The following is a 2,451-nucleotide window of genomic DNA, read 5'->3' as shown; positions in this document are numbered from 1 at the left end:
CACCTTCGGTGACCACTCCGGGCCTTCGGCCCTAAAGCCGGCCTCCGGCCGGCCCCTGGCTGGCTACGAGGTGGTGGGGCGGTGGTGGCTCTTCTCAAACTACTCGTGGCAGGGGGTTTCTGATGGGTAGTCTCGTGGTCCTGGTGCTTGATGAGCTTGAGGCCGGCCATCCCGGGCCCTTCCCCGATCGCTCGGTGAAGCCGTTACAGTATGCGGTCTCCTAGCCTCCATGGCGGGGTGACGTTATCTGACGTACCGTCAAGAAAGTGTCCTTCCGGAGCTTGCCAACTGGTCTACACCACTTAGCATGAGACGGGTCAGGATCTGATTTTCGATCAGCAGAGAAGGTGCCCGCAGGGGAGAAACCTAATTACCCCTCAGATCACTTTCGCGGCCCCCGCTGGCGCCTATCGGTCCACCTGTCAACACTTTCCCTCGTGGGAGCGCGTCAGGGCCTCACTGTAGCCTTTCTGTGCTTTCTCACATGCAGGGCGGAGACCGCATGACCGTTACATCGTTTGGGTCAAGGAATGGGTGTGGCCCGGCAGTTCTGCCGGGCCACACCCATTCCTTAGTACTACGCGCTGATTCCGATGGACTCGACGTATGCGTAAGCCGCATAGTCGGAGTCAAGGTCTGAGATCACGTCATCCCAGATTTCATCGAGCGTATTGAGATCTCCGGACGCCCATGCGCCGACCGCATCATCCCAGATGTAGCGGGCGGTGACTGTTCGCTGAGAGATGACCCGCTTCCGCTTCTCCGGCACCGCTGATTGGTCCACAGGATAGATCTCGATGCGGCGACCCCGGCCCTCGTTGTCAAGGAGCCGCTTAAGCGCACCCGACCGGACCAGATTCTCTCGGCGGCGACCCCAGTACGCGGCATCGACAGCCGCCAGCTTCGCCCGGCTGGGAGTACGGCCGGCCGCCCAGGCGCGGAGTAGACGGTGGGAGACACCGTGTTCGGCAAGGGCCCGGCGGCCGGCTGGGCTGTCGAGGTAGCGCAGGCGTGCACGCAGGCCGCGGGTGGTGGTCACGGGTGAGGTGATGCCGCCCTGGCGGGCGATGCGTTCGATCTCCTGGCCGAGTGCTTGTGCGCCTTTCTGGCCTTGTGCGTGGTGTTTGCCGAATTCTCCCCACAGGTCGCTTGCGCCGCTCACTCATTTCCTCCCAGCGTGTAGGTGTTTTTGGCTTTTACCTGGCTGAGTCCGCGGCCTTCGGGGAAGATTTCCTGCCAGTTGCCGGACACGTGTAGTTCGTCGGTTCCGCTCATCTGTACGACGGTGAGACCGGCCTTGTGTGCCTTGTATGCTTTGAGCCACAGGTTCACGAATGCCTGACTGCGGATGATGTGCATCCAGTCCGGCCGCCGGATTTCTCGGTTCGCCGCACTCTCACCGATAGTGGAGACGAACTTAGAATACATCGACTTGACGTATTCCGTGGTCACTTCGTCGTTATCGGCGATAGCCTCGTCCCTGACCGTGACGAGGCCCCGCCGCATTTTCTCCAGAAGCCCTTCAGAAGCTCCGGAAGTCCACGACTCCAGGATCCTCGGCGGGGTACAGAGGCCCATCCTGGCGCAGCGGATCAGGGCTCTGAGGGTGGGTTCGGTGATCCAGAGAGGCCCTGGCTCCTGTCGCGACCCCAGCGGGGAGGGCAGGTCGGGGGTGGTCCACTCGCCCGGGTCGACCAGGTGCACACCGCTACGTTTAGGGTCGTGCTGATCGCCCTCGGAGTGCGTCAGCTTCCCGATGGGCAGCCACGTCTTCAACGCCGCCAGATAGGCGGCGTTCATGTCCAGGACAGTCACGTCCACGGTGATGTGACCTGCGCGAGCGGCACGGTGGAGGTCAGCTGCACGCCACTTCGGCCGGCCCTCCCAGACCTCGTCAGCGCCCTTCTGACGACGCTTCTGAAGAATGCCCGCGGTCGGAGGGAACTCGCTGTGCTCGTACCGGCCACCCACACGAGAAGCCGCGAACAACGCCATCACGTCGGGCACCGCACGCTTGATCAGCACAGCCCGCGCCGCATCAACATCACCACCCGCCTCAGCAACAGCAACAGCCACACGCTCACGAACAAGATCAGGCACAGATCCCGCAGGAGCCACACGACGGGGGGCAGGCCGAGACGAGCTGGGCACAGCACGCACGACCGGAACGGCAGACACAGACGCAGACGCGGCGCGCACGGCCGGGGCAGGTGCGGCGGGTAGGGAGGCGGGCTCGGGCGCAGCGGCCGGAGTGGCAGGGACGGGCGCAGCGGCCGAGGCGGGTGCGGCGTCGGCCTCAGCCGGCGCGGGGGCGGACGCAACGGGCACGGCAGGGTCAGACGCAGGGGGCACAGGCACGGCCGAGGTGGCCGAGCCAGACGCCGAGCCAGACCCTGAGGCAGGCGCGGGGACGGGAACGGCGGGCGTCGGCCCGGCGACGGGGGCGGGGGC

2 protein-coding genes are annotated in these 2,451 nt (G+C 65.1%); both read right to left on the bottom strand.

Features of this window, described 5'->3' with window-relative positions:
- Nucleotides 1–577: 577 nt before the first annotated feature.
- Nucleotides 578–1,162 (bottom strand): hypothetical protein, encoded by a 585-nt coding sequence (locus IF45_RS0131010; protein ID WP_030310938.1) that lies wholly within the window; start codon nucleotides 1,160–1,162, stop codon nucleotides 578–580.
- On the bottom strand, nucleotides 1,159–2,076 hold the full coding sequence (locus tag IF45_RS0131005; RefSeq protein ID WP_242534404.1) for a dihydrolipoamide S-succinyltransferase: 918 nt from the start codon (nucleotides 2,074–2,076) through the stop codon (nucleotides 1,159–1,161). The genes IF45_RS0131010 and IF45_RS0131005 overlap by 4 nt, the downstream gene beginning before the upstream one ends.
- Nucleotides 2,077–2,451 lie beyond the last annotated feature (375 nt).

The sequence above is a fragment of the Streptomyces albidoflavus genome (genome assembly GCF_000719955.1).
GTDB lineage: Bacteria > Actinomycetota > Actinomycetes > Streptomycetales > Streptomycetaceae > Streptomyces > Streptomyces albidoflavus.
Note: the sequence above shows the minus strand (reverse complement) of the source record. Positions and strands in the feature narration are given on the sequence as shown.